15 protein-coding genes are annotated in these 20,660 nt (G+C 54.6%); 6 read left to right on the top strand and 9 right to left on the bottom strand.

Annotation, left to right across the window (positions count from 1 at the left end; translation table 11 throughout):
* Positions 1 to 8: 8 nt before the first annotated feature.
* On the bottom strand, positions 9 to 257 hold the full coding sequence (locus EQG79_RS26240) for a hypothetical protein (RefSeq protein ID WP_129605628.1): 249 nt from the start codon (positions 255 to 257) through the stop codon (positions 9 to 11).
* Between the two features lie 784 nt (positions 258 to 1,041).
* On the opposite strand from EQG79_RS26240, the gene EQG79_RS26245 reads away from it, so the two are divergent.
* Positions 1,042 to 3,012, top strand: coding sequence for a sialate O-acetylesterase (locus EQG79_RS26245; RefSeq protein WP_129605630.1), 1,971 nt, complete (start codon positions 1,042 to 1,044; stop codon positions 3,010 to 3,012).
* A 22-nt stretch (positions 3,013 to 3,034) separates the two neighbouring features.
* On the top strand, positions 3,035 to 4,579 hold the full coding sequence (locus tag EQG79_RS26250) for a glucuronyl esterase domain-containing protein (RefSeq protein ID WP_129605632.1): 1,545 nt from the start codon (positions 3,035 to 3,037) through the stop codon (positions 4,577 to 4,579).
* Positions 4,580 to 4,733: 154 nt separating this feature from the next.
* On the opposite strand, the gene EQG79_RS26255 is transcribed toward EQG79_RS26250, so the two are convergent.
* The 6 genes from EQG79_RS26255 to EQG79_RS26280 form a co-directional block, all read right to left on the bottom strand.
* Entirely contained in the window at positions 4,734 to 5,225 is a 492-nt protein-coding gene (locus EQG79_RS26255) for an RES family NAD+ phosphorylase (protein WP_077924428.1), read from the bottom strand.
* A complete protein-coding gene (gene parS, locus EQG79_RS26260) occupies positions 5,225 to 5,653 on the bottom strand; it encodes a type II RES/Xre toxin-antitoxin system antitoxin (RefSeq protein WP_077924429.1) in 429 nt (142 codons plus the stop codon). Before parS ends, EQG79_RS26255 begins: the two co-directional genes overlap by 1 nt.
* A 132-nt stretch (positions 5,654 to 5,785) precedes the next feature.
* Positions 5,786 to 6,667, bottom strand: a complete 882-nt coding sequence (locus EQG79_RS26265) for an alpha/beta hydrolase family esterase (RefSeq protein WP_077924430.1) — start codon at positions 6,665 to 6,667, stop codon at positions 5,786 to 5,788.
* A gap of 174 nt (positions 6,668 to 6,841) precedes the next feature.
* Positions 6,842 to 7,225 (bottom strand): hypothetical protein, encoded by a 384-nt coding sequence (locus EQG79_RS26270; protein WP_077924431.1) that lies wholly within the window; start codon positions 7,223 to 7,225, stop codon positions 6,842 to 6,844.
* A gap of 89 nt (positions 7,226 to 7,314) precedes the next feature.
* Complete coding sequence (locus EQG79_RS26275; RefSeq protein ID WP_129605634.1) at positions 7,315 to 8,097, bottom strand: NUDIX hydrolase; 783 nt, start codon at positions 8,095 to 8,097, stop codon at positions 7,315 to 7,317.
* Positions 8,098 to 8,175: 78 nt separating this feature from the next.
* On the bottom strand, positions 8,176 to 9,033 hold the full coding sequence (locus EQG79_RS26280; protein ID WP_129605636.1) for a sugar phosphate isomerase/epimerase family protein: 858 nt from the start codon (positions 9,031 to 9,033) through the stop codon (positions 8,176 to 8,178).
* Positions 9,034 to 10,006: 973 nt separating this feature from the next.
* On the opposite strand from EQG79_RS26280, the gene EQG79_RS26285 reads away from it, so the two are divergent.
* The 3 genes from EQG79_RS26285 (at position 10,007) to EQG79_RS26295 (ending at position 16,019) form a co-directional block, all read left to right on the top strand.
* Positions 10,007 to 11,650: a sensor histidine kinase gene (locus EQG79_RS26285; protein WP_165358957.1), complete on the top strand. Its 1,644-nt coding sequence runs from the start codon at positions 10,007 to 10,009 to the stop codon at positions 11,648 to 11,650.
* Positions 11,651 to 11,806: 156 nt separating this feature from the next.
* Positions 11,807 to 13,150 carry a Gfo/Idh/MocA family protein gene (locus EQG79_RS26290; RefSeq protein WP_129605640.1) on the top strand — a complete coding sequence of 448 codons (1,344 nt, stop codon included), beginning with the start codon at positions 11,807 to 11,809 and terminating at the stop codon, positions 13,148 to 13,150.
* Between the two features lie 100 nt (positions 13,151 to 13,250).
* Positions 13,251 to 16,019: an alpha-L-rhamnosidase gene (locus tag EQG79_RS26295; protein ID WP_240699459.1), complete on the top strand. Its 2,769-nt coding sequence runs from the start codon at positions 13,251 to 13,253 to the stop codon at positions 16,017 to 16,019.
* 10 nt (positions 16,020 to 16,029) lie between these two features.
* On the opposite strand, the gene EQG79_RS26300 is transcribed toward EQG79_RS26295, so the two are convergent.
* Positions 16,030 to 17,742, bottom strand: a complete 1,713-nt coding sequence (locus tag EQG79_RS26300) for a hypothetical protein (protein WP_129605642.1) — start codon at positions 17,740 to 17,742, stop codon at positions 16,030 to 16,032.
* A gap of 44 nt (positions 17,743 to 17,786) precedes the next feature.
* The gene (locus EQG79_RS26305) at positions 17,787 to 19,181 is read right to left on the bottom strand and encodes a proprotein convertase P-domain-containing protein (RefSeq protein ID WP_240699460.1); all 1,395 of its coding nucleotides are present in this window, start codon (positions 19,179 to 19,181) and stop codon (positions 17,787 to 17,789) included.
* Positions 19,182 to 19,669: 488 nt separating this feature from the next.
* On the opposite strand from EQG79_RS26305, the gene EQG79_RS26310 reads away from it, so the two are divergent.
* Entirely contained in the window at positions 19,670 to 20,536 is an 867-nt protein-coding gene (locus tag EQG79_RS26310) for a DUF5694 domain-containing protein (RefSeq protein ID WP_129605644.1), read from the top strand.
* Positions 20,537 to 20,660: the final 124 nt, after the last annotated feature.

A 20,660-nucleotide genomic window follows, 5' to 3' on the forward strand; every position in this document is an offset into this window, starting at 1 on the left:
CAACCTACCTAACCGCGCATGGGGCATGATGCTACCGAGTCGTTTTCAGCGCTACCTGCGTTGCGGGCAGTCCTGGCCGAGAGGTAAGGTTCCAATGCGCCGGGCCTACTCATGCTGATCGCCAGGGTCAACCCGTTGTAGGCTTTCCGCTCGTTGGATGCGAACGAAACGAGGTCGGCCGGATCACCGTTGTCGGTAGCCACCAGCTCGCCGGGCCCCGAGACCTCAAACCAGATCGGATTTGCTGCCTGAGGCACCAGAGACTTCAACGAGGTTTTGTGGGGAAGATACCTGCGGGCAGTAGTCAGCTCGATGGGTCGCCCTTTTCTACCCCCCGCCCCCTAAAGGGGGAGCCCATTCGGCGCGGACGGCTCCCCCTTTAGGGGGCTGGGGGGTGAAAAGGCAGCCCATTCGGGCTAGAGGAGTTCACATAAATTCCTTCCCCAAACAACCTCTTGGGCCGGGCCGCCGTCGCGGGGCGGGAGGTAGAAAAGAAAGTCATTCGAGCCACTTTAAGCATGAAAAGGCCTATTCCTAACAAACCTTTAGGAAAGCTAACTTGGCACATAGAGTTTCCTCCTCAGAGACGGTGATTGTTGGTTTATACCACCCCCAAAGACGACTGTCTCCTGTCACACTGTAGGGAAAAACTTTAACAATCGATTGCATAAATTTTCAAGCATTAAGTTGGCTTTCTCTGACTATGAAGACTCATAGCGTTTGAATAATCTGTTGATAAAGTGGGCTGGTCGAATCTCGTCCAGGTTGCAAATTCATGAAAGAGAACTGCATCAGGTTCTATGTACAAACAGCTTTTATTTCTGGACACAGCATACAAAAAGCGGTTAGAACCGCATAGCACCTTGCCTTTTAGCTGTAACCGATTGCAAAACAGAAGAAATTGTTTATCATTCTTGCCAACCGGGGTCGTACATGTCAATCCGTCTGTTATCTCCTTCCTAATAAACCCCTCCAGGAAGGTAGTGCGTTAGTGGACCTGACGGTTGTGTTCATCTGATGTTGGTCGAAACTTATTCGTTCATGAATTTTTACATCTGCCGCCGTGGTGCTTTACCTACTGTTGGCAACCTGATTGCTCTTTTATGCCTGTTACTGGCTTTTCATCCAACGGCCCGCGCTCAGGTGCGACTACCAAAGCTGATCGGTAACGGAATGGTTTTGCAACGCGATGTACCGCTGAGAATATGGGGCTGGGCGAAGGCGGGGGAGCGGATCTCGGTCCGTTTCAGGAACAAAACCGTTAGAACCGTAACCGACGCGGCCGGGAAATGGCAGGTCAATCTGCCGCCAACACCCGCGGGCGGACCGTTCGTGATGGCAATAGAAGGCAGTACAAAAATTTCCCTGACAGACATTCTGATCGGGGACGTATGGTTTTGCAGCGGGCAAAGCAATATGGTTCACCAGATGAACATCCATGACGTCACCTATGCCAGGGACATTCGGGAAGCCAATTATCCGCAGATTCGTCAGTTCTGGGTGCCTACCCTGACCAGTTTGCAGGCTCCCCAGTCCGACCTCCCGGAAGGGCAGTGGAAAGCCGCTGTTGGTGCGGATGTGCGGCCTTTTTCGGCAGTGGCTTACTTCTTCGCCAGAAAGCTGTTCGACAGGTACAAAATCCCGGTTGGCATCATCAACGCCAGTGTGGGCGGTACCCCCATCGAAGCCTGGATCAGCGAAAGCGGACTTGCCGATTTCAGTGCGCTACAAACCATTATTCAGAAGAATAAAGACACGACCTACCTGAACAGCCTGACGCGTCGACAACCCGCCAGCGCGACCCGACCGGCCCCTCCGGTTGATCTGGGATTGACAGGTCCGGCAAAGTGGTACGAGCTGACCTACACGCCCAAAGGCTGGCGACCCATCAACGTGCCGGGTTATTGGGAAGATCAGGGTATCAAGGATCTGAACGGCGTGGTCTGGTACCGCCGGGAGGTCGATGTTCCCGCTTCTATGGCAGGCAAACCCGCCACTGTGTTTCTGGGCCGAATCGTCGATGCCGATGAACTTTACATAAATGGCAAACAGGTCGGACGAACCACCTATCAATACCCGCAACGCCGGTATACCGTACCCGCTGATGTACTGAAAGCAGGCAAAAACGCCTTCGTGGTTCGGGTCACCAACACGGGTGGGAAGGGCGGATTTGTGCCCGACAAGCCCTATTGCCTCTTTGCCGGAGCAGATACCGTTGATCTGAAAGGTACCTGGCACTATAAAGTAGGCACCGCCTATCGCCCGTTTGCGGGAGGGGGATTTGGAGGGGGCATTAACGCCCAAAATCAGCCGACGGCCCTCTTTAATGCCATGGTAGCGCCCGACATTCAATACGCCATAAAAGGCTTCTGCTGGTACCAGGGCGAAAGCAATGCCGGCCGGCCTCAGGAGTATCAGAAACTGCTGCCAGCTTTGATCAGTGACTGGCGAAACCAGTGGAAACAGGGTCAGTTGCCGTTCCTGTACGTTCAGCTGCCAGGCTATATGGAGTACAATTACCTGCCGGCCGAAAGTGGCTGGGCCACCCTGCGGGAAGCTCAGCTCAACGCCCTTTCGGTCCCTAACACCGCCATGGCCGTGGCTATTGACCTGGGCGAATGGAACGACATTCACCCCGACAACAAGAAAGACGTGGGTGAGCGATTGGCCCTGGCGGCTCTAAAAACGGCCTATAAAGAGAACGTTGTTGCCTCAGGACCCTTGTTTCAATCCGCGTCGGTTGACGGGAATAGGATTACCATCCGTTTCACCAGCACGGGCAGCGGCCTGATAACCAACGACGGGGAAGAGCTGGGCGAGTTTGCGGTGGCGGGCAGCGACCGGAAATTCGTTTGGGCCAGGGCAAAAATTGAGGGCGACAAGGTCGTTGTGTGGAGTGATGAGGTGACAGCGCCCCTTTACGTGCGCTACGCCTGGGCCGACAACCCAGTTCAGCCCAACCTGTATAATAAGGAGGGGTTACCGGCGTCGCCATTCAGGACGGATAAATAATAATCCTATATCCATTAACTACATGCAAACCTACCTGACCCTTGGCCTGCTCGCCAGCCTCTCTTACGGGGCTGCGGCTCAGCAAGCTGTCATTGACAGTAGTAAATACCCGCCCCCAAAAACCTGGACGGCCCAGCAGGATCAGGCCAACATGCTACAGCAGCTGGGCATAAAAAAGTTGAGACCCGGACCCAGCGCCAACGAAGCCGACCCCAATCACGCGAACTACGACGAAGCTAAAGCCGATCCCTGTCCGCAGCTCCCTGATCTGCTCACCACCAAAAATGGCAGGAAAGTAACCACCCCCGACCAGTGGTGGAAAACCCGCCGGCCCGAACTCATTGACGATTTCGAACGGGAAGTGTACGGTCGGGTGCCTGCCAACCTGCCCAAAGTAACCTGGGTCACCAAAATCACCGACAACGAATTCGTTGGCCGTACGCCGGTTGTCGCCAAACAGCTGATCGGGCGGGTCGATAACCGTGATTATCCGCTGATCAACGTGAACATCAACATGGTACTAGTGCTGCCGGCCAACGTAAAGGGGCCGGTTCCGGTGATGATGATGCTGGGGTTCCCGACTTTGCCCGCCCCCGCCCAACCCTCGCCGGCCGACCTCGAAAAGCTCAATACCGCTTTCAAGGAGATGATGATCAGAAGCAATCCGGAGCTAAAAGCCATCTTTGACCGGTATCCGGCCTACAATCCCATTACCCGACTGCCCGGACCTAACTTTTTTGCCCCGCCACCAAACGGCGATTCGCCCCCGACCGAGCAGTTGCTGGCCGCTGGCTGGGGCTATTGTACGATTGAGCCCAACAGTATACAGGCCGACAACGGGTCGGGCCTGACCCGGGGCATTATTGGTCTCGTTAACAAAGGTCAGCCCCGCAAACCCGACGACTGGGGCGCTTTACGAGCCTGGGCCTGGGGAGCCTCCCGCGCCCTCGACTACCTGGAAACAGAACCCCTGGTCAACGCGAAACAGGTCGGCATTGAGGGCGTTTCGCGCTACGGGAAAGCGGCCATGGTGGCTATGGCTTTTGACCAGCGGTTTGGTATGGGCCTTATCGGGTCTTCGGGCAAGGGCGGGGCTACGCTGCACCGCCGGGTGTTTGGCGAAGCGGTTGAAAGCCTGACAAACAGTGGCGGCTATCACTGGATGGCCGGAAACTACCTGAAGTACGCTGCTGACGAATCTACTTTTGGCCGCAAAACAGGCTGTGACCTACCCGTCGATTCACACCAGCTACTGGCCTTGTGTGCACCTCGACCTACGTTTGTCAGCTACGGGATACCCGAAAAAGGCGACGCCAAATGGCTCGATCAGATGGGGAGCTACAAAGCCACCGTTGCGGCTGGTTCCGTCTACCGACTGCTGGGAGCCCGGGACCTGGGCGTTAGTAACGACTATACTACCGAACAAATGCCGCCGGTACTGACCGGACTCATGGATGGCGAACTGGCCTGGCGTCAGCACAACGGGGGCCATACCGATGCGCCTAATTTTCAACATGTTATACCCTGGGCCAGTAAACTATTCAACTACACCCGTACTGCCAAATAGCAGTTATCCGCCGGGTAGCCTACCCCAACGGGGAAACATCGAAAAACGGCTCGAACGTGCCGGCCGAGGTGCCGCTGTCGACCCCGCTCTGGTGGGATAAACCCTAAACTCTTCTGCACAGGCGGCTCCCGGGAGCCGCCTGTTTGTTTATCGACTAATCGACTGACGCGGTCGGCAGGCGGGGGTCGACGGGATAGGGTTGAATAGTCAGTACCGAACAGGCCGGTCGTAACGAATGCAGCGGATCGATCAGGACGTTGCGGGAAGGCGACAGCGGCACCACTGCCGATGGAAGTGCCAGGCATAACGACCCATGGTGGCGAAACTGCGCGTCCGCATAGCTGGCCAGCCCGGGCGGAGTCACAAACGGGTCATCCCAACCGACCGGCAATTCACTGGCCGACAGGTACACAATTGACGCATCCGGTACCGAAATCTCGCACAGGATCAGCGGGGGCAGATCGGCCAGGGGTGTCCCGTCGAGGTGTACCATATACTCCAGAAAGCAAAGCTCCGGTGTCGTAGCCGTGTAGACCATGGGGCGTCCTTTGGCATTCCAGCGGCCTCCGTGCAGCTGGGCACCAATCCCATCGAGAATCGTATCGCGGTGGCTGTCGGTCTGGATGCGGTACAGGGTGATAGCCATTAGCTGAACACCCCGTATTCAATACGCCCCAGTAGATCCTCTACCAGCTGAACGCCGGTCGGACTATCCATCAGATCGAGTGGTGACCGGTCAGCCAGCGCCCGCAGCGGCCGACGGAGCCAGCGGGTAAATTTGCCCTGGTCCTGAAAGACAGCGGTGCCGTGACCAGCCAGCCGACTGAGTAACAGCAGTCGCTCGGAGGTGGCCGCATCGAGCCGACCCGCTTTGGCCTGCCGATGGAAAGTAGCGACCGACTGGTTCAGCAGCCGGGCCATTTCCTTATCGGCAACCCCCAGCAGACCCGCAACGCGCCCCGCTTCTGAACCAGCCAGTCCCTGCCGGGAGCGGTCTATGAGCTGAAGTGCCGTTAGCGGAACTACGTTGACGTCGGGTCGTGTAGATGGCGGTAGGGTTGCCTGGGTAGCCATACTAGCTGGTGTTTTTATTCGGGAAATCAGTCAACTACTCTCTAAACAGAATCAATTGATTGCAATATAACACGCTTTTGATTCTAATAGTTACTAACCTACTTTCTCACCGACTGCGTTTGTCGCCGGTATCTATCGAATCTGGCGGATGAAGAACCGCAGCGCTTCTACGTGCACATCCAGATCGTTGGGGTAGTCGTGTTTTCCGCCGATAACCTTAAGCAAAACAACCTCGGGTTTACCCAACTCGCGGTAGGTATATCGCTCAATAGTCCTGCCATCATTCGGGTCAACATCCGGCAGGTTTTCCCGGCGTGGTTGCCCACGATAGCGGGCCAGATCAGCCCAATACGCCAGGGTGCGCGCGGTAGAGCGAACCTCTCCCATGTTCATAGTTGGGCCCAGGTTGACAAGGCCTCCGTTGTACGGGTTTACGTCATCGTCGGTTCCGTTGATAATCATGACAGGCACCGGTTTCCCGGTCGGAACACAATCCATATTGGTAGTATCGGGTAGGTTGGCAATGATCGCCGTAATAGCCCGGAACCGGTCGGGCATGGTAAGCGCCAGTTTATAGGCCATATGGCCACCGCCGGAGGTACCCACCGCAAAAACCTGGTTGGTGTTGGCGCCAAATCGCTTGTTGAAATACCCAATCATGGCCTCAAAAAAAGCCTGCTCGTTCAGGTTCTCTTTATTAGCCGCAGCCGGAGACGCTTTTCGACACTCGTTCCAGTAGCGTTTGTAGCCGTTGGGATAAACAATAAGGGTGTTCTCAGTCCGGGCCTGCTGCTCCATCCGGGCAGCCGCTTTCATCATATCCAGTCCGCTCCCGTTCGAGCCATGCAGCACAAAGACCAGGCTGGGTTTGCGTAATGCAAGGGGTGGCGTACTGTAATGGAATGGCCGATAATGCCCTTCTACCAACACGGAGTCGGTCAGAACCTGAGCGTTCAGCGAGCTTACCAAAAGCAGGGAGAGTACTGACGGGAGTACACAGGTACGATAGTTCATAAGTTGAGTCAGGTGATTCGAATTGGTTATTTTGCTGGACTGACTGCCCGGGACATCGCCAGGCGGGTTACCCTGAAAGCCGGAAGCCAGCCACCCTCCGGTACCAGCGCTCGGTCTGGCAGGCAGGTGACTGGCTCTGTAAGGTAAAAAAAGAAACGTCAGGAGAGGTACTACTTAGTTTTTGACCCGAACGCCGGTTGACTCAAACATATTCATCAGCTGGCCTTTGAGATGGTCGTTATCTACTTTGGCCAGTTCAACGCCAATTTCGCCAGCCTGTTCGGTATTGAAGTAGATGGTAATTTTGTCGGCGGCTTCGTCCACCTTGGTAATGGGTATAGGCTCGGGTCTGGTACCCGACTGATCTTTCAGCGACCCCGTCAATTTACCATCTTTCCGAACCAGATCAGTCATAAACCTGACGTCACCGTTGGGTGTTCCGGCTATGGTTACCTCCCACTTTCCCGCAAAAAAATCGGCAGGTGCAGCCGCCTGCGAAAATCCATCGTAGGCAAGACCCAGGCATAAAAATAGAAACAACAGACTCACTTTTTTCATGATCAACAGCGTTTAAACGTAAACTAGAAAAGAGAAAAGGGTAAAAAAAGAGGCTTTATCAGCCGCTGGCTACAGACCCTTGGGCGCGATTACATTACCAGTACAATTCCTTCTTCCAGCGCCTTCTGATAATTGGTCCGGTTAAATTCGTACAGGTTAGGCGACCGGTGGGGACCGATCGACCGCTGTTCATCGAGTTTGTTCAGCAGACCTAGCGCAAACAACTTCCGCGGAAAGTTGCGCCGATCGAGGGTTTTGCCGAGCAGGGTTTCGTAAAGCACATGTATTTCGGGCAGCGTAAACTGATCAGGGAGTAGACTGGCCCCGATCGGCTGGTGGTAGAGCTGAAGCCGTATCGTCTCCAGCGCCTTGTCAACCATATCGTTGTGGTCGTACAGCAGCTCGGGCAGAGCGGCAATATCCCACCACCCATAGTCCTCTACGATCAGGTCCGTCTGCACGATAACCCGCTCGTAGTCGACCAGCGCGTAATAGCCGATAGAAATCTGTCGGCCGAGGAGCCAGTTGTCTTCCCGGATGGTGATCCAGTCGCCTACCAGCTGCTGCAGATCTTCGGCCCGTTGCTCCCGATGTCGGTAAGGGCTATCGCCAAACGTATAAAATTGCTGAAGGAACAGGTCTGTTATACCGGTTCGTTCGGCCAGTATCCGGTTGGCCGCATCGCCGAACCGTTCGTCCTTCCTGATAAAGCCGCCCGGTAAGCCCCACCCATCTGAGCCGTGTAGCTTAACCAGCAAAATTTTCAGCTGCTGATCGTGATACCCCAGAATGGCGCAGTCGATCGTCAAATGGGGCAAATGCCGCTGCCCACCGTAGAGGACAAAATCAATCACTTCGTCAGTCGTCTTCATCCGGAAAAATTTGGGCCTCAGGTCATGAACAGGATTTTGTAGCCTGCCGCAGGCGGCTGCGGCAGGCATCGCTCGGCGTCAGACGCGCAGTTTTTGCACGTTCTGGTAACTGATGGCGATCGCTTCCAGCGGGGAGCCCTTCACAACGGCATCCTGCTCTACGAAGTAATGCTGAATACCAGCCGTCTTGTGCGCATCCAGAATGCGCTGAAAATCGACCGAGCCGGTACCCACTTCGGCAAATTCGCGTTTCTCGGTTTTGGCAATGTCTTTCAGGTGCACGAGCGGGAACCGGCCGGGGTTCTTTCTGAACAGCTCAACCGGATCCTGACCCGCCCGGATAGCCCAGTATAGATCCAGCTCCATTTTTACCAGTTTTGGATCGGTACCGGACAGCATCACCTGATAAGGCACCTGCCCATCCAGCGTCTCAAACTCGAAGTCATGGTTGTGATAACCGAACTGGATACCGGCCTTCTGACAAACCTCGCCGGCGGTGTTCAGGGTGTCGCACAGTTTCTTGTAATCGTCGATCGTCTTGCGGTCCTGCGGGAACAGAAACGCGCACATCATGTATTTCTGCCCGATCCCGGCGGCATGCTCCACGGCTACATTCCAGTCTTTTTTCAGGTTATTGGGCATGTAATGGCCGCTGGGCGACGTAAGATTAAGGCTGGTAAGCAGCGTCTTGAATTCAGCGGGCGTTTTGCCGAAAAATTTCCCACCCGCATACCCGAACGTTTCCACTTCCTGGTAACCAATGTCGGCAACTTTTTTCAGCGTCCCCTCCACATCCTTGCCAAACTCATTGCGCAGGGTATACAACTGAAGGCCAATTTTTTTGATCGGTTTAGCGAAAACGTCTACCTGACTTAGATAAGGCAGCGTCAGGGCCAGGGCACTGGTTCTGAGAAACTCTTTGCGGGATATCGTCATTGTCTGCTTGGATTAAACTGGTCTGACCAGCTGTTGATTATAGATTATTCCTGAGGTATGAACTGAAGGCGGCTGCTGGCCCAGAGGGCTTTTTTGGAAGGTACTTACTGACTTTAATCGACTCGAAGGGCGGACTTTTACGCCCCCCAGCCCCCTAAAGGAGGAGTTGACCCCGCCGTTTTTTCTCCCCCTTTAGGGGGCTGGGGGGTGTACAATCCGGTCCCAAACAACCTCTTAGGCCGGGCCGCCGTCGCGGGGCTGGGGGGTGTACAATCCAGTCTCTACACGGCTTTCGGGTCTTAATTCCCTTTCCCTAAACAAGCTCTGAGGGGCTTCTCGTTAGATACACCTGTTTTCTTCCATGATACACGGCGGATGCCGAATCGGGGCCGGTATTGGCTGACCTCCCTTAGTATTCGCATTCCCCTGTTACATCCTTTAATGCCGGGCTTCTCAAACATGGCCAATTCCTATTGCGTCAAAATGACAAGACAAATGAAGTGAAGATTTATTAATACGTCAAATTAACGCATTACTTTTTTTAAACTTTTTCTTGGAATGAGTAAGTAATACAGCCGAAAACAAACGGCGAAAGAAGGGGCAGCGATTATCCAGGAAATTTCAGGGAAACATGATCACACGGTTGTGGTCTTTACACATAGTATATAGACTCTATCTAAAACGCTGTAACTTTGTAGACAAGGAGTCTTGCCCCACTACCCGCTTCCAACCTATCTGCACTCCCGTTTTTCAGGGGTAGGTGACCCTTTGCCCTTGTTCTCTGCTACCCGTACAGCCTATTATTTTGGACAATACGTTTATTTCCGCTGATTACCCCTTTTTGTCCGGTGGCGGTGAGATGGGTCAACGAATCAGAGACTTTCCATGGGAGACAACGCCGTTAGGTGCTCCCAATAGTTGGTCACAAAGCCTGCGTACGCTTGTCCAGATGGTGCTTGCCACCAGATCGCCCATGCTCATCTTGTGGGGACCTGAGCTGATAACGATCTACAATGACGGATTCCGGGCTGGGTTTAGCAACCTGAATAACCATCCAGCCGCGTTGGGACAGCCAGGCGCCGTAAGCTGGGCCGACATCTGGCCCTACGCAGGGCCCGTAATCCAAACCAGTATGGCCGGTGGCCGGGCTGAATGGATTGACGGTCAGAAACTTCCAATTCCGGGCAATAACCCCCTCGGGGCTACCTATGCGACATTTTGCTTTAGCCCCCTGGCCGATGAGGGGACGATTAACGGCGTACTGGTCACTTGTTTAGAAGCCACCCAGACACTCGAATTTCGCCATGCCTATCTGCTCCGGTTGAGTGACCTGCTGCGCCCGCTCATCGATCCGAAGGTTATTCAGGCTACGGCGGCTCAGCTGCTGGGCGAAACCCTGGGGGCAAATCGGGTACATTATGGAGAAATAAGTCAGGATGGGCGTTTGGTAGTGGTGACATCGAACTACGTTAAGGGGGTTATTGAGCTGACCGGAGAGTTTGTCATGGCTGACTTTGGCCCGGCGGTTGTTGCGCGCTTACAGGCTGGCCAGACTATTGTCATGAACGACCTTACCGCCGATCCTGCGCTATCTGCCGCCGAACGGGCGATGAACGAACAGGTTGGTATCAAGGCTCAGGTTGGTGTGCCTTTGCGAAAAGCAGGCCAATTGATCGGAATTTTATCCGTTCATGCCTCTTTACCCAGAAGCTGGACCCCGACCGAAGTTCAACTGATCGAAGAAACCGCCGAGCGGACCTGGGAAGCCGTTGAACGCTCGCGGAGCGAAACCGCGTTACGACGGCGGGAAGAAAAATACCGCCATTTGTCAGTAGAGCTGGAAAACAGAGTGATGGCCCGCACCCAGGAGCTGGTACTGGTCAATCAGGATTTACAACGTTCGAACGATAATTTGCAGCAGTTTGCCTATGTAGCCAGCCACGACCTGCAGGAACCCCTCCGCAAGATCAGGCAATTCGGTAGTCTGCTCAAACAGCGATACGCCAGTACACTGGACCGGGAAGGACAGGATTATCTTCAGCGTATGAGTTCAGCCAGCGAGCGTATGTCTACACTGATCAAAGACCTGCTGGCGTATTCGCGCATAGCCACCCGGCAGCAATCGTTCGGGCTGGTTTCCCTGGCTGACATTGTAACCGGCGTGCTGGAGACCCTATCGTGGCAAATTGACGAAAGACAGGTGCAACTGAGCCTGGACGAATTGCCGCAGGTAAAGGGAGAGGTATCCCAATTGTCACAGTTGTTTCAAAATCTGATCTCAAACGCGATTAAGTTTACCCCGCCTAGCCAGCAACCCCAGCTTCAGATTCGCTATCGGCTTTGTCAGGCTGATGAATTACCGGCAGTATTGATGCCGGCTAAACAGACTGGCTACTACCATCAGATCAGCCTGATTGATCAGGGTATCGGTTTTGAAGAAAGGTACCTCGACCGCATCTTTCAGGTATTTCAGCGGCTGCATGGAAACCGCGAATTTGAAGGAACCGGCGTTGGCTTAGCGATATGCCAGCGAGTGGTAGAAAATCATGGGGGTGCCCTCACGGCCAAAAGTAAGCCAGACGAAGGGGCAACCTTCATCGTTTATCTCCCTGCCTGATCAGGCAATTATCAGGACAATGGCGTGTTTCCGCCGACAAAAGCAATTAGAAATCAGCAATTACGGCTTATAGTAATGTTTTCGGGTATAGTAATGTCGGCCTGTGTGTAACCATACCAGGCTGGCCCCCTAACATGAACCTTAATTGCTAATCGAGTGGATACATCAAGACGAGAGTTTATCAAAAAAACAGCGCTGGGAACCGTTGGCCTGTCGGTGGGAGGACTGGCCCCGGGTATGTCGGCGAAGAGTTATGCAAAAATCATCGGTGCCAACGAGCGGATCAACGTGGCTATCATCGGGCTCGGTCGGCGGTTAAGTGCCTACTACGAGCCGATCTCGCTGAAAAGCAGCAACGTTGAGCTTGTCTATCTCTGCGATGTTATGAAGAAGCAGCGCGAGTCGGGTGCCCAAAAGTTTTCGAAGCATATCTCGTATGCACCCAAGCTGGAAAACGACATCCGCAAGGTCATTGCCGACAAGCAGGTCGACGCCCTGTTCAACGCCACGCCCGACCACTGGCATGCGCCCGGCACCTGGATGGCCGTTCAGGGCGGTAAACACGTGTACGTAGAAAAGCCCTGTAGCCACAACCCCCGCGAGGGCGAAATCCTGATCGAATGCCAGAAAAAATACGGCAAGATCATCCAGATGGGTAACCAGCAACGGTCGGCGCTCGAATCGATCGATATTATCAGCCAGATACACAATGGCATCATTGGAACCCCATTTAAAGCCGTGGCTTTTTACGCGGCCACCCGGGGTGAGGTGCCGGTGGCAAAGAAGGCGCCCGTTCCTGATGGACTCGACTGGGAACTGTTTCAGGGCCCTGCTCCCCGGACCCCCTACACCCACGACACCTGGGATTATAACTGGCACTGGTACGGCTGGCAATACGGCACGGCCGAAAGTGGCAATAACGCTACCCACGAACTGGACGTAGCGCGCTGGGCTCTCCAGGTCGAATACCCGGAACACGTTGCGGTCGAGGCTGCCAAACGGGCTTTCCCGACCGACGGGTGGGTCATGTACGATACCATGGATGCCACTTTCCGCTTTCCCGGCAACAAAATCATCAAGTGGGATGGCAAAAGTCGCAACGGCCATAAAACCTACGGCAGCGACCGCGGCACGATTATCTACGGCAGCAACGGCAGCGTCTACGTCGATCGCGACGGCTACACCCTGTTTAACCGGGAAGGAAAAACGGTAAAAACCAGTAAGTCGGGCGGTTCGGAAGCCGGCACCGCGCTGGGCGGTGGTGGCGATATGACGACCCGCCACGTAGTCAACTTCTTCGAAGCGATCCGGGGTAAAGCGAAACAGGCATCACCCATCGACGAAGGGGCCAAAAGCACGCTCTTGTGTCACCTGGCCAACATCGCGTACCGGACCAATAAGTCGCTGGAGGTAGACACCACCAACGGACACGTTCGCGATCGGGAGGCTATGAAGCTGTGGAGCCGCGAGTATGAAAAAGGCTGGGAACCCCGCATCTAACAAGTACCGGTGTTTACCGGAGCGTATCAGTCAGCCCGTTGTAGGTCGGTTATAAGACCCCTGCAACGGGCTTTTCACTCAATCACCACCCGCATCTGCCATGACCGACTGCCTGTCTGCCCTACCCTCTTCGTTTTCAGTTTCCTCCGGTACCGCAACCGGGCGTGCCGCCAAAAGCCTGGCCTCGTTACTAGTTCGTACTCTGATTGGCGGCCTGGGCAGTCTGTTCTTCATGAGGTCAGTAAGCGCACAAACCCCGGGTACACCCGTTGATCTGAAGACGGAACATCTGGTCAATCCGCTTGGTATCGACGCTACAACACCCCGATTCTCGTGGCGGTTACAGGATCCGAGACGGGGAGCCCGACAAACCGCCTGGCAGATACAGGTAAGCACCGACTCGCTGGAGCCTGGCCGGGGAGCCGGAAACAGCTGGCAACCCGCCCGACAGGCATCCGACCAGACGCTGGTAACCTATTCTGGTAAACCCCTTCGTCCGTTTACCGCCTACTTCTGGCGAGTCACGGCCTGGGATCAGGATGGTAAGCCACATACGTCGGCAACGGCCCGATTTGAAACCGGACTTATGCATCCGAAAAACTGGCAGGGTGCCTGGATCAGCGACGGGGCCGACGAAACCATAAAACCAGCTCCTTATTTCCGGAAAGTGTTTCAGACGGGTAAAACGATCCGGAGCGCCCGGGCTTACGTAGCGACAGGCGGGCTGTACGAGCTTTATCTGAACGGACAAAAGATAGGCAACCACCGGCTCGACCCCATGTACACCCGCTTCGACCGCCGGGTTCTGTATGTGACGTACGACGTAACGAAGCAGTTCAGGACCGGTGCCAATGCGCTGGGCGTTTTGCTGGGTAATGGCTGGTACAATCATCAGTCAACGGCGGTATGGTATTTTCACAAAGCCCCCTGGCGTAACCGGCCCACCTTCTGCCTCGATCTGCGGATCACCTACGACGATGGCAGCGTTGAGACCATATCCTCCGGTACAGACTGGAAAACCAGCCTCAGTCCAATCCGCTTCAACAGCATCTACACGGCCGAACGGTACGACGCGCGCCTGGAGCAGCCCGGCTGGAATCAGGTAAATTTTGACGATACAAAATGGACTGCCGCTAAAATCAGGTCGGCCCCATCCGCCAACATCGTAGCGCAGGTTATGCACCCGATCCGAAATGTGGAAGCGATACCGGCCCGCAGCCTGACCAAACTAAACGATACGACCTATGTGTTCGACCTGGGCCGCAACATAGCCGGGGTCAGCCAGATTCGCGTGCAGGGTCCGGCGGGCACTACCCTCCGGTTGAAACATGCCGAGCGACTAACGAAAGACGGACGGGCCGATCAGTCGAATATCGACATGCATTACCGACCTACCGATCAGAGCGACCCGTTCCAGACCGATGTAATCACGCTCAGCGGTCGGGGTGAGGAAACATTCATGCCTCACTTCAACTACAAAGGGTTTCAGTACGTAGAGGTCACCAGTACGCAACCCGTAACCCTCACTCAACAGAGTCTGACGGGGTATTTTATGCATAGCGACGTGCCCGCTACGGGTCAGGTGAACTCGGCCAATCCAGCCTTGAACAAAATCTGGCAGGCAACCAACAACTCGTACCTGTCAAACCTGTTCGGCTACCCGACCGACTGCCCACAACGGGAGAAAAACGGCTGGACCGGCGATGCCCACATTGCCGTTGAGACCGGTTTATACAACTTCGATGGCATCACCATCTATGAAAAATGGCTGGCCGATCACCGCGATGAACAGCAGCCGAACGGCGTATTGCCTTCGATCATCCCCACCGGCGGTTGGGGGTACGACTGGGGGAACGGCCCCGACTGGACCAGCACCATTGCGCTGATTCCCTGGAACGTATACCTGTTTTACGGCGACAAAAAAATCCTGATCGACAATTACGACGCCATCAAACGGTACGTTGATCACCTCGAAGCCAGTAGCCCCAACAACCTGACAAGCTGGGGCCTGGGCGACTGGGTGCCCGTAAAATCTAAAGCCCCCGTTGAGCTGACCTCGTCGATCTATTACTACACGGATACCCGCATACTGGCCAACATAGCCAGACTCCTCAACCGAACCGACGATTACACCCATTATTCATCCCTGGCGGCCCGCATCCGACAGGCAATTAACGCCAAATACCTGAACCAGACAGCGGCCCGCTACGGGTCGGGGCTCCAAACTGAACTCAGCGCACCGCTCCACTGGGGCCTGGTACCCGATGGGCTGTCGGCGGCCGTAGCGTCTCAACTGGCTCAGCGGGTCGAAGCCGACCAGGCCCATATCGATGTTGGCCTGCTTGGCACCAAAACCATCTTGAATGCACTCAGCGATAACGGCCATGCCGATCTGGCCTACCGGGTCGCTTCGCAGGAAACCTTTCCGTCCTGGGGCTGGTGGATAGCCAATGGAGCCACTACCCTGTACGAGAACTGGCCTATCGATGCCAAAAGCGATATCTCCCTGAATCATATCATGTTTGGCGAAGTCGGAGCCTGGATGTACAAGGCGTTGGGTGGTATCAAACCGGACCCCAACGCACCCGGTTTTAAGCACATTCTGCTGAAACCCAACTTTGTAAAAACCCTGGATCATTTTGAGGCCACCCACCAGGGCCCGCACGGAATGATCCGGTCTGCCTGGCGCCGATCGGGTTCGGGGATTACCTACCTGGTCACCGTACCCCCCAATTCAACGGCTACGCTCTTCCTGACGGACGGGCAGGCGTACGCAGACGGGCGACTGCTGAGTCCAACTACAAACGCAGGTGTGTCGGGTCGGCAGTATAGGCTCGTGGCAGGCAGCTATCAGTTCGAGATTCGATAAGTCTGGAACGCTACTGGCGGGTAAGGGAAACTTTGGGGCAAAGCACCGACTCGCAGGGCGAGCAGGACGCGACGGCCACGGTAGTGCGTACCTGTCGGCAGGCCGTATTGGTCGCATCGCGAATGGTGATCGGATAGGTTGTTGAGTTGTTGGCGCTGAGCTGCCGGCCTGCTCCAACGGTTACGGCCTGTCCATAGGCCGTACCACCCGCGTTGAGCACAGTTCCGCCCGATCCGTCGCTGTTGGCGTTTAGCACCAGCTCGTACCGACCGCTTCCGTTTACGGCTGTTGCCTGTACCGTCAGCAGAAAATAATCATCAGCGCTCGTAACATCGGTCCCGTTTGCCTGACACCCGCTCTGGCTAAATGTCTGAACGCTTAGGCTGCATGAACACGAAGCCGGGGCCGCATAGGTAACCGAAGCCGGTGTACAAGCCGTACTACTGGAGGTTATCGTAACCGTATGGCTGGCCGCATTGGCCGTGAGACCGGTCAGGGTATAACTCTGCGGGCTGCTGCCACTGGTTGAAACGGTAGTAGAGCGAACCCCGTCGGTAACCGTCAGCTCACCGGAAGCCGCGTTGGTGAAACTTACGCTCCCGGTGAGCGTGTACTGATTCGTTGCGGGTACACAGGCGCCCGGCGTTGCGGTAACGGCCAGCGTTGGACAGGTCGAGCAGGCCGATGGTGAGCAGTCGACAACGATGGCGGCCTGATCGTTCGGGTAGTTGGCACTATAGGTATCGAAGCGGTTGCCCGTTGTGTTCCGATCGCAGAACCGCATATTCGTGCCGATGTAGCGGCCGTCATTGGCGGCCCGGCTTACCCCCCCGTTGACCACGATCCGCCCGTTGGTTCCCGTCACGATCTTGGTAATGGACAGGTCGTATCCCGTAGCAATATCCAGCAGTCCGTTCAGTACAATCGGCCCGTCGATGTTCACCGTGCCTTTCACCGTAATGCAGTTGTTGCTGATAAACTGTTTGGCTCCCTTATCGCCCGTTCTGAACTCACACCCGAGCGTTCCGTTCTGCGCCGGCACGCAGGTCGTTTGCAGGAGTCCGTTGTTCGTAAACCCGCCATGGTTGTAGAAGGTGCGATAAACCGTTATCACCCCCGTGCTTTGGTTGATAAATGAATTGGCTTCTGAGTCTTCGAGACTGGAGAATACCATCGTACCTGCGTTTGTATACGTGGTCGAGTTACCCGCTACGAAGTTGGGCGGTGCCGTGGCGGTTAGGGTTGCCCCGGCTCCATTCGCAAACGTGAACGAACCTCCGGTCGTTGTCACGGCCGAGTTTGCTGTGAACGTAACCTGCCCGGCGTTGTTGATGAGCAGGCCGGCGTTGATATTGGTTATGTTCGTCGACAGTGAGGCCCCGGCACTCACCGCAATGGTCGAATTTCCGTTCAGATTCAGCCCGCCGTTGAGCACAAACGTACCGTTTACCGTGATGGATATACTGTTGGCAGCCAATGCGTTGGTTTGGGTCCAGGTAACGCCCGGCGCTACGCAGATTCGGATACCTGTTTTGTTCTGATCAATCGAGATATTACCTACGTTGGCCAGGATGCAGAGGGTCTCGCCCGAATTTAAACTGCTAAAGTCAGTCCCGCTTCCCACACCAGTGTAGGATCGGGTGCAGGTTGTACACTGAGCAACGGCGAGTTGTTTGCCCAGCAGGGTTATGCACAGAATAAGCAGGTAAAATCTTGTTTTCATGCGTCAAGTAATTAATAGTATCACAAGCCGATCGGTACGACCCGCTATTGTTGTCTGCTGATGCGGACAGGCATGGTAAACCGGTTGTTGGCGCGGGACTTTTCCCGGTACTGCCCCTCCGGGTCAATGACTATCTCGAGCCAGTACGTACCTGATTTCAGGCCTTTGGGCAGTTGTATATACTGACCTTCGTACATCATGCCATACGTGTCGTATCCGCCAACGCTGATGCCCTGCCGCGAGGCCTGGCAACTGGCGTACGATCCCAGCCCGTAGTTGGCCAGGTTTTCGGGACCGTAGGTTATGCCCCGGTCCTGGCACAACGTATCGGACGAGCGACAAATACCCGAATCGAACAGGCAGTAGCTGACCTTTCGGCCGGTGGCCACGACTTTCTCCGCTTCTCGCCCGTTTCGGGTTTTATACCGCTGAACAAGCCGAAACTCGACCCAGTCGTCGGCATGGTAATGATTATGTCCCGGTTTTTCGTCGAAATAATTGGTCCCGGCGGGGTAGTCGTGCCAGCTGAGGCTGTCGGCCTGCCGGCTATATACCCGCTGATACAGGCGTTGTCGGGCCAGGGTACCGTCTGCACAGCGGCTCCCCGAATCCACGCGCTGCTGCTGGCAGTACCATTCCCGATTGCCAACCGTTTCCATGGGCCCATCGCCAATATTCGCAATGGAGGCCGCAAAGCGTAACTGCCCGGGGTAGGTCGGATCATTCCAGGCATATTCTTTGATCTGCGCCCGGGTAAACGAGCCGATGATTACCAGATCGGGAAGCAGCTGGCAGTCGCTCCGATCGGTTGAGCACCGGCAAGCGGCCGGATTCTGGAACGAACAGGGGGTTTTCTCATCATTGGGCATCGGGTTCGCACCGAATTCCAGCGTCACGTAAGTCAGCACGCCCCCCTCCCCTTTCCGCAGATCGGTAATCAGCAGATACCAGGTCCCGTTCGGGTTCTGCCCATCGTTCAAAAAGCGAAACCGGCCATCCGGACTGTACTCCCCGGCAAACGGGGCACTAGCCTGGTGGATGTACCCCGAAAATCCATTCGACCGAAAACAGGTATTGGCAAAGTCGGCCCCCTGGTCTCCCCCATTCCGGTTACTCAGCCATATGCTTTGCCCACTGGGCGCAACCAGTTCTATTTTTAGATCAGACGTACGACTGTGCTGAATATTGAAACAGACTTTCATCAGCCCGTATTCAGCGTCGATGCGCGTGGGTAAGTGATCGACCCGTATGGGTATAGAATCGGCCCGAACGCTGGTGTCAAAGTCGGTCAGCGTACGGCCGCGACTAATAAACTGTTGGGCCAGGCACTCCCCTACCGACGCTAGCACCAGTAGTAGCATACTTACCCACCCGGAAAACGTCTCTACCCGGTAATAGCGGAGGTAGTACCTGTAGTCTTTCGGTATAGATTTGATCATTTCTCCCGTAAAACTAGGCTGGCAGGCATGACTGGTCAAACGTTACTTCTACATGATGTGGGAGATAGTTGATCAATAGACAAGAATCATGCCGTAGCAACCTATTCCTCAATTGATTATATCCAGAATTCATTTAAGTATATTTTTTGATTTATATGTATCTAAACCACTAATTTATGAAACTTTTAAGTAGTGAGTTAACTTTACAACGGCTAATCAGCTGAATGAAAGTTTAGCCAGCCTGGCAACAACCCCTGTACCTCATTTTCACCCAGCTGCTTACCCCAATTAAGCTGCTTGTCTAGTACATGACTTCTAGTTTCCCTCACCAACAGGTATTCCTCTCTTCGTCCATAACTGGACAATCTTGTCCAGTTATGGACGAAGAGACCGACTTTGCTTTCGTTTAGCCTGCTGACACTCAACAGTCACCGTTTGTGGCACAGCAGTTGTCTATACACGTTTAACCAATCGACCCAAAACACGTCATGAACGTTCGTTTCTGTCTATTTGCCAGCCTACTCACCTTCACACTTACGGCAGGTCTGGCCCAGCAAAAATCCTCTAAAACACAGATTATACTGCTTGGCAGTGCCCACTTTGGGCAGGAGAGTTTTTACAAAGATGCACCCATGGCCGACCTCTTTCAGGAGAACCGCCAGCGGGAAGTCGACCAGGTGAACGCCAAACTAGCGCGGTTCAAACCCGACCTGATTCTGATTGAGCGTGAGCCGGGCGAACAGGCCCAGGTTGATAGTCTGTATGGCCTTTATAAGTCGAACCGATTGTCGTTCCGGGACCTATCCCACGGCCGGGCCGAACAATACCAGATCGCGTATGCGCTCGCCAAGCAACTAAATCTACCGTCGGTCTTCGGCGTTGATTATTACATCGGCACATCGAATCGGATTCTCAATCAGGGGCAGCACATTGATTATTACCTGAACGAACTCAAAGCCTTCAGCGATTTGGGCAACAGCGTTATTGGTGCCTTTCGGGCAGGAACGATGCGTTTACCCGATTTCCTGATCAAGCTTAACTCGCCCCAGGTACTGCAGGAAACGTACCGCGTCATGTACATCACGCCGGCTAAAGTCAGGCAGGGAAAACTGAACACGAAAGACCCCTTGCTCGATAGCACCCGTATTTCATCTGATTACGTAGGGGCCGATTTCATCACCTATTTCTACAGTCGAGAATTGCGCATCTATTCGAATATCGTCAACCGTCAACTGGCTGAAAAAAAGCAACGGATTCTGGTTGTCATGGGACAGCGCCATGCTGCCGTCCTGACCAAACTGTTCGAAAACGACCCCGACTACGAAATCGTACCCGTTGAGAAATACCTGCGGTAAGCTGGTACCGATTTGCTCACATAATCAGTATTGGGGTCATAAAGGACATTTTGTCCTTTATGACCCCAATACGTTTAATTTACCTTCTGAACATATCCACCCGTACCAATACACTTACATCTGC

Origin of the sequence: Spirosoma sordidisoli (genome assembly GCF_004138325.1) — a bacterium.
In the GTDB taxonomy this organism is placed as follows: domain Bacteria; phylum Bacteroidota; class Bacteroidia; order Cytophagales; family Spirosomataceae; genus Spirosoma; species Spirosoma sordidisoli.

Bases quoted from the DNA above. Each gene is read 5' to 3' on its own strand.
- EQG79_RS26245 (WP_129605630.1), top strand. From the start codon at position 1,042: ATGAATTTTTACATCTGCCGCCGTGGTGCTTTACCTACTGTTGGCAAC.
- EQG79_RS26250 (WP_129605632.1), top strand. From the start codon at position 3,035: ATGCAAACCTACCTGACCCTTGGCCTGCTCGCCAGCCTCTCTTACGGG.
- EQG79_RS26255 (WP_077924428.1), bottom strand. From the start codon at position 5,225: ATGGCTATCACCCTGTACCGCATCCAGACCGACAGCCACCGCGATACG.
- parS (WP_077924429.1), bottom strand. From the start codon at position 5,653: ATGGCTACCCAGGCAACCCTACCGCCATCTACACGACCCGACGTCAAC.
- EQG79_RS26265 (WP_077924430.1), bottom strand. From the start codon at position 6,667: ATGAACTATCGTACCTGTGTACTCCCGTCAGTACTCTCCCTGCTTTTG.
- EQG79_RS26270 (WP_077924431.1), bottom strand. From the start codon at position 7,225: ATGAAAAAAGTGAGTCTGTTGTTTCTATTTTTATGCCTGGGTCTTGCC.
- EQG79_RS26275 (WP_129605634.1), bottom strand. From the start codon at position 8,097: ATGAAGACGACTGACGAAGTGATTGATTTTGTCCTCTACGGTGGGCAG.
- EQG79_RS26280 (WP_129605636.1), bottom strand. From the start codon at position 9,033: ATGACGATATCCCGCAAAGAGTTTCTCAGAACCAGTGCCCTGGCCCTG.
- EQG79_RS26285 (WP_165358957.1), top strand. From the start codon at position 10,007: ATGCTCATCTTGTGGGGACCTGAGCTGATAACGATCTACAATGACGGA.
- EQG79_RS26295 (WP_240699459.1), top strand. From the start codon at position 13,251: ATGACCGACTGCCTGTCTGCCCTACCCTCTTCGTTTTCAGTTTCCTCC.
- EQG79_RS26300 (WP_129605642.1), bottom strand. From the start codon at position 17,742: ATGAAAACAAGATTTTACCTGCTTATTCTGTGCATAACCCTGCTGGGC.
- EQG79_RS26305 (WP_240699460.1), bottom strand. From the start codon at position 19,181: ATGATCAAATCTATACCGAAAGACTACAGGTACTACCTCCGCTATTAC.
- EQG79_RS26310 (WP_129605644.1), top strand. From the start codon at position 19,670: ATGAACGTTCGTTTCTGTCTATTTGCCAGCCTACTCACCTTCACACTT.